This window comes from Falsiroseomonas oryzae, from assembly GCF_027856955.1.
Lineage (GTDB): Bacteria > Pseudomonadota > Alphaproteobacteria > Acetobacterales > Acetobacteraceae > Falsiroseomonas > Falsiroseomonas oryzae.
Genome location: NZ_JAPSMD010000311.1, coordinates 1 through 6,505, shown reverse-complemented (window position 1 = coordinate 6,505; position 6,505 = coordinate 1). Strand labels below are relative to the sequence as shown.

Annotated in this window: 7 protein-coding genes; 5 read left to right on the top strand and 2 right to left on the bottom strand. The window is 72.4% G+C overall.

What is annotated here, in order from left to right:
- Both OZN99_RS22695 and glsA read right to left on the bottom strand, forming a co-directional pair.
- Positions 1-1,017: helix-turn-helix domain-containing protein (locus OZN99_RS22695; RefSeq protein WP_270937533.1), on the bottom strand; the 1,017-nt coding region annotated here is incomplete at its 3' end.
- 277 nt (positions 1,018-1,294) lie between these two features.
- On the bottom strand, positions 1,295-2,275 hold the full coding sequence (glsA, locus tag OZN99_RS22690) for a glutaminase A (protein ID WP_270937532.1): 981 nt from the start codon (positions 2,273-2,275) through the stop codon (positions 1,295-1,297).
- Between the two features lie 164 nt (positions 2,276-2,439).
- On the opposite strand from glsA, the gene OZN99_RS22685 reads away from it, so the two are divergent.
- From OZN99_RS22685 to OZN99_RS22665, 5 genes are all read left to right on the top strand, one after another.
- On the top strand, positions 2,440-3,522 hold the full coding sequence (locus OZN99_RS22685) for a Fe(3+) ABC transporter substrate-binding protein (RefSeq protein WP_270937531.1): 1,083 nt from the start codon (positions 2,440-2,442) through the stop codon (positions 3,520-3,522).
- Positions 3,523-3,788: 266 nt separating this feature from the next.
- Complete coding sequence (locus OZN99_RS22680; protein ID WP_270937530.1) at positions 3,789-4,811, top strand: helix-turn-helix domain-containing protein; 1,023 nt, start codon at positions 3,789-3,791, stop codon at positions 4,809-4,811.
- A gap of 128 nt (positions 4,812-4,939) precedes the next feature.
- The gene (locus OZN99_RS22675) at positions 4,940-5,542 is read left to right on the top strand and encodes a hypothetical protein (protein WP_270937529.1); all 603 of its coding nucleotides are present in this window, start codon (positions 4,940-4,942) and stop codon (positions 5,540-5,542) included.
- Positions 5,543-5,572: 30 nt separating this feature from the next.
- Positions 5,573-5,941 carry a copper resistance CopC family protein gene (locus OZN99_RS22670; protein WP_270937528.1) on the top strand — a complete coding sequence of 123 codons (369 nt, stop codon included), beginning with the start codon at positions 5,573-5,575 and terminating at the stop codon, positions 5,939-5,941.
- A gap of 31 nt (positions 5,942-5,972) precedes the next feature.
- Positions 5,973-6,320: a hypothetical protein gene (locus OZN99_RS22665; RefSeq protein WP_270937527.1), complete on the top strand. Its 348-nt coding sequence runs from the start codon at positions 5,973-5,975 to the stop codon at positions 6,318-6,320.
- Positions 6,321-6,505: the final 185 nt, after the last annotated feature.

The following is a 6,505-nucleotide window of genomic DNA, read 5'->3' as shown; positions in this document are numbered from 1 at the left end:
CTCGACCGTCGGCGCCGCGGCCCGCGGCGCCGGGCGCAGGCCCGCCAGCGCCGCCGCGCGCGCCTCGCGCGGGGGATAGCCGAAGGTGCGGCCGAAGGCGCGGCTGAAGGCGCTGGCGTCGTAGAAGCCGACGCGCTCGACCAGTGTGGCGATCGGCACGCCGGAGAGGGCAGGATCGCAGAGCAGCCGGTGCGCGGCTCGCAGCCGCTGCGACTGCACGTAATGCGCCACCCCGCCATGCGGCTCGAACAGGCGATAGAGGGCGGAGCGCGACATGCCGGCCATGCGGGCCAGGCTGTCGGCGCTCAGCGTGGCGGATGCCAGGTGGCGGCGAATGAGTCCGCGCACCCGCTCGAACTGCACGGCGCCGACTGTCTCGGCCGCCGGGCTGCCCGGCGGGATGTCGCGCAGCAGGCAGGCGGCAAGCACGCCGCGCGTCGCTTCCACCAGCACGGGCACACTGTCGGCGGAGGCGTGACGCATCTGGCCGCGGAGCATGAAGAGGTAGTCCACCAGCACCGGCACGCCCGGCGCGGACAGCACGCCGCTCCCGCGCGCGGCAAGGCCAGCCGAGATCTCGGGGAAGGCGTCGCGCGGCAGGCAGAGGGAGACCCATTCGCAGGCCGTCCATTCGCTGGTCCAGCTCTGGTCCAGCGAGAAGAGGATGGGCTGGCCGGCGGAGACCTGGTGCGGCGTGTCGCCCAGCATCATGCGGTTGCTGCCGTCGCGCAGCACCCGGATGACCCAGTGGTCATGCCCGTCGTGCCGGGCCTGGCGCTGGTCGCGCACGAAACGGGCCGGCGTCATGCGGTTGGTGCTGAGCAGCATCGGGCCGAGCAGCCAGGTCTCGTAGCGGACTGAGGGTCCGTCGGGCCCGGACTCCGGCACGGCGATCGCGTTGAGCCGGCTGAACGCCGCCTTCCAGGCCTCCAGGCGCCGGGACGCGGGCAGGTGGTCCGTGGTGAAGGTGGTGGACCGGATCGTGGCCGGCGCAGGCACCTGCGTCGCCGCGTGCATGTTCGCTGTCTCCTCCGGCCTTGGACGCAAGGGCTGGCGGCCGGGTTACCCCGCGGAACGCGCGGGGCCCGGTGCCGCGACGCCCTCGACCGACACGGACCCGGCACGATCCGCGGGATCGTGCCGACGCTGAATTCGGTCTAGCCGAACGGAACCGCCGGTTGCAACGGCCGGCTGCAACGATCAGCGCACGGCGCCGTGAGGGCGCCCTACGCCTGCCATGCATGCGTCCTTGTGCAATCGCCGGGCGGTGCGGCCGCGTTCCTTTGTTTCCGGACTACCGCGCCAGCAGCGGCAGCAGGCGGGAGCCTGGATTGCCGGCCTCGAACAGATGGAGGCCCAGATCCTCGGCCAGCGCCTCGCAGGCACGCAGGCCGCGCACCGGGTTGCCGGCGGCATCCACGCGCGGGCTGAACACGCCGATGCCGAGCAGGCGGTTCACCACCGCGACCAGCCCGCCGCCAACGCCGCTCTTGGCCGGCACGCCGACGCGGCAGATCCAATCGCCCGCGCCATCATAGAGGCCGCAGGTGAACATGACGGAGAGCGTGTCGCGCACCGCATCCAGCCCGAACACCTCGGCGCCGGTCAGCGGGTTGGTGCCGATATTGGCCATGGTGGCGCCCATCACCGCCAGGTCGCGCGCCGTCACGGCCAGTGCGCACTGGCGGAAATAGAGGTCCACCGCCTCCTCCGCCGGCACCCGGAACACGCCCGCGCCGTGCAGCAGGTGGGCGAGCGCGCGGTTGCGGTGGCCGGTCTCGGCCTCCGACCGATAGACATCCTCGTCCAGATCGAGCTGCCGTCCGGCGGCGGCGGAGAGGCAGGCGCGCACCTGCTCGAAGGCGGTGGCGCCGAGTGCCTGGCACAGCTGCCCGGCCACCGCGATCGCGCCGGCATTGACCATCGGGTTGAAGGGGCGGTTGCGCCCGGGCTCCAGCACCAGCGCATTGAACGCTTCCGCCATCGGCTGCACGCCGACGGCCTGGCGCATCGCCTGGCGCCCCAGCAGGTCCAGCGCCAGGGCGTAGGTGAAGGGCTTGGAGACGGATTGGATGGTGAAACGCGCGCGCGTGTCGCCCGCTTCCGCGAAGGCGCCATCCGCGGTCAGCACCGCGATCCCGAACAGCTCCGGCGGCACGGCGGCGAGCGCAGGGATGTAGGTGGCGACCGCACCTTCGGTCACGGCCTGCAACCGTGCGTGGATCTCCGCCACCATGCCGTGCAGGCGGCCGGTCGCGGCGAAAGGTGCGTTCATGGTCGGCGCGGCTCTCCCGGAGTTAGGGCCGTGCGCGTTTCCCCTTGGCCCCGCTGTAGCGGAGGGGACGGTGCATGGGCAACATGGGCGTGCGTCTGGCGCGGCAGACTTGCGAATGGTTCTCATTTGCGATAAGCCCATCGCACCGAACGCAGGAGACCGCCATGCACCCGCCAATCCGCCGCCCAGACACACTGCGCCCAGACACACTTCGCCCGGCCACGCTGCGCCGCCGCAGCCTGCTCGCCGCCGCCGGCGCGGCGCTGTTCGCCCCCGGGCTGGCGGGCGCGCAGGATCGCACGCTGGCGATCTACTCCTCGCGCCATTACGACACCGACCGCGAGCTCTATGACGGCTTCACCCGTCAGTCCGGCGTGCGCGTCCGGCTGATCGAGGCCAATGTGGACCAACTGCTGGAACGCATCCGCGCGGAGGGCGCGAACAGCCCGGCCGACGTGCTGGTCACCGTCGATGCCGGTCGCCTGGCCCGCGCCCAGGAAGCCGGCGTGCTGCTGCCGATCCGCTCCGCCGTGCTGGACCAGCGCATCCCGGCCCATCTGCGCGACCCGGACGGCGCCTGGTACGGCTTTTCCACCCGCGCGCGCGTCGTGATGTATGACAGGGCGCAGGGCCTGCCCGCCGGCCTGGCGCGCTACGAGGACCTGGCGAGGCCCGAGTTCCGCGGCATGGTGTCCACGCGCTCCTCCTCCAACATCTATTCCATCGGCTGGACGGCCAGCGTGCTGGCGGCGAACGGGCCGGAGGCGACGGAGGCCTGGGCGCGCGGCATCGCGGCGAACCTCTCGCGCCCGCCGCAGGGCGGCGACACCGACCAGATCCGCGCCGTGGCGGCCGGGCAGGGGCGCCTGGCGATCTCCAACACCTACTATCTCGGCCTGCTGCATCGCTCGGCCCGCGCCGAGGACCGTGCCGTGGCGGAGCGCATGGCGGTGCTGTTCCCGAACCAGGGCGACCGCGGCACGCATGTGAACATCTCCGGCGCCGGCGTGGTGCGCACCGCGCCCAACCGGGACGCCGCGCAGGCCTTCCTGGAATACCTCTCCTCCGCCCCCGCGCAGTCCATCTTCGCGGACGGCAACATGGAGTATCCGGTGGTGGCCGATGCGCAGCCGCACGCCTTCCTGCGCAGCCTGGGCGACTTCCGCCAGGATCCCCTCAACGCCGCGCGCATGGCCGCGCTGAGTCCGGAGGCGCTGCGCATCATGCAACGTGCCGGCTGGCGCTAATACATCTGAAATCGATTATGTAACGAAATATGACGCGCCGTCCGGTCGGGCGGCGCGTCGGCGCGCGGGCCCGGCGTCGGGAAAGCACGGCTTTTCTGGGCTTCACGCCGGTTCAGTCAGCCATGGTACCGGCGGCCGCGCGGGCTGCTCCGGCGCGCCTGTCCCGCAATTAAGGTCCGCGCGAATTGCACCGGCTCCGTTACCCTGCCGATATGTGAGGAATTTGTCCTGGCCGCGTTGATGCGGCCGGCCGTGCGGGGGATCGGGTGTTTCGCGCCATCGGACACAGGGCGGCAGCCTTCAGCCGCCGCACCACGGAGCCGGACGACTTCGCGGCCTCGCTGCTCGGCGGGCAGTTCGAGTATCTGCCGGTGCACGGGACGACATTCGACGCCACGCTGCGAATCCTGATGCTCGGCGACCTCGTCGTCCAGCACGGCACGGACAGCGCGCACATCACGCGCGGCGTCGTGCAGCCCGGCCTTGCCGGGCTGATCGTGCCGCTGCGCCGTCAGGGTGGGGGGGCGACGGCGAATGGCGCGGCCGTGGTCGGGCGGGACGCGATCCTGGTGCCAGGCGGCACAGACTTCGCCGTCTCCTGCCCGGCGCCGCAGAACTGGGGCTCGGTCGCGCTGCCGGCCGAGATGCTGGCGGAGCTGGCAGAGCTGGCGCCCGCGCCGGTCTGCGTGCCGGGCGGGCTGAGCCTGGTCACCTTGTCCGCCGCGGCGTCCGAACGACTGGTTGCCGCCTTCGACGCGGCCAGGCGCCTGGTGGACGAAGCCCCGGCGGCGCTGCAGGTGCCGGGCTGCGCCGAGGGCCTTGCGATGTCGCTCGTCGAGATGGTCGCCGGCGCGCTGGCGCCGGGCACCGCCGTGACCCCGCAGCGCCGCGCCACGCGGGAGGCGATGCGCGTGCTGCGCAGCGCCGAGGACTTCCTGCGCCAGCATCTCGCCCGGCCGGTCTACCGCGACGAGCTCTGCGCGGCGCTCGGCGTCTCGCGCCGCAAGCTGCACGACGCCTTCGTCGCCACCGTCGGCATGAGCCCGGCCGCCTACCTGAAGCTGCGGCGTTTGGCCCTGGCACGGCGCGCGCTGCGGCAGGCCGGGCCGGGCCAGACGCTGGTGAAGTCGGTCGCGCTGTCGCACGGCTTCTGGCACCTCGGCTATTTCGCGAAGGACTATCGCGAGATGTTTGGCGAGACGCCGTCCGAGACCGCCTTCGGCATGGCTGTGCGGCGAGGTCCGGCCGGCGCGGTGGGCCGCATGCTCGAACTTGCCCGTTCGGGATAACGGGACCTGGCGCAGCGCGCCCACCGCTGCGGCATCCTGGCGTCGCGCGGGCGGCAACCGACGCGACATGCGCGCATCCCAGCCGAACGCAGTCGCCTTCCCGGCGGCGGCTGGGCCGGGACCATGGGGTGGACATGCGCAAGACATTGGGTGCCGCCGCCACGGGCGGCCTTCTCCTCGCGCTCTCCGGCACGGCCGCGCTGGCGCAGGCGACGGACGCGCCGGCGCATCACGAAGCCGTCGCCCTGGCGCGGGCGGCGCAAAACCCCGTCGCCAACATGATCAGCCTGCCGTTCCAGAACGACATGAACTTCGGCTATGGGCCGAACGACCACATCCAGAACGTGCTGAACATCCAGCCGGTCATTCCCACTTCGCCTGAATGCCAACTGGAACCTGATAACCCGCACCATCCTGCCGGTGATCTCGCCGCCCGCCATGACGCCGGGCGAGGGCACCACCTTCGGGCTGGGTGCCACGCAGATCGCGGCTTCCTCTGGCCGGCGCGGCCGGAGCACATCATCTGGGGCGCGGGCGCCGTGATGCAGGCGCCGACCACCACCGACCGGGCGCTCGGCAGGAGCGTCTGGGGCGGCGGGCCGACTTTCGTCGCGCTGACCATGGACGGGCCGTGGGTGATTGGCGGGCTGGTGAACAACATCTCGTCCGCCGGCGGCGAGCGGCAGCGTCGTGCGCGAAACGGCTTCGCGGCAGCGCCCCGCCCGGCCTAGTTTGGCGCGCGGCGCAGGGGGAGGGGACCCATGACGATGCGACGGCGCGGTCTTCTTGCGGTCACGGCGCTGGTGGTTGGCGCGCGGCGCGCGGCGGCCGCCGATCCGCCGCGGCTGGTCGGCTCACAGCCGGTGGCGGGCGGCACGGTCCCGCGCGCGCCGACGCAGGTCTTCGTGCGCTTCGACCGGCCGGTGGACCACATCCGCTCCCGGCTGGTGGTGCTCCGCGGTGGTCAGCCCGTGCAGGTGCTGCACCCCAGGCTGGAGGCCACGCCGAACCTGCTGTTCGCCATGTTGCCCGCGCTGGAGCCCGGCGCTTACGAGTTGCGCTGGGAGGTCATTGCAATCGAGGGGAGCGAAACGGTGCAAGGCACGCTCGCCTTCACCGTGCAGCCCTGACGCCCCGCCACCCAGGAGGAGGACCACAGCCATGCGACGCCTGCTGCCTGCCGCCCTGTCCATGCTGCTCGCGCTGCCTGCCATGGCCCAGCAGCCGGCCGGGCCGGTGACGCTCGACTCGCTCGACCGCGGGCTGGTCAATCTCGGCCTGATGGCCGGCCACGCCTATCAGTGCCTGCCGGAAGCCGAGCGCCAGGCAGCGCAGCAGCGCCTGCTGGCCTTCAACAGCATCCTGATCGCGCAGATGGGCGCCAATGCCGCGTTCCGCTTCTCCAGCTCCTTCGGCGCGGGCTCCTCGCATGAGGTGGACCGCGCCTTCTGCGACCGCAGCCTGGCCGACTGGCGCAAGCTGCTCGAGGACCACAACCTGCACCGCTAATCCGGCGCGACGGACGGGAGAGAGAGCCATGCGCAAGCTTCTGATCCTCGGCGCCTGCGGCGCCCTGCTCGCCGCGACGCCGGCCGACGCCTTCTGGCGCGCCGGCGGCGTCACGCCCGGCGGCACGGCCTGGCACGCCGCCGGCACGGGCGGCGGCTATCGATGGGGCGGGGCCTACCACTACG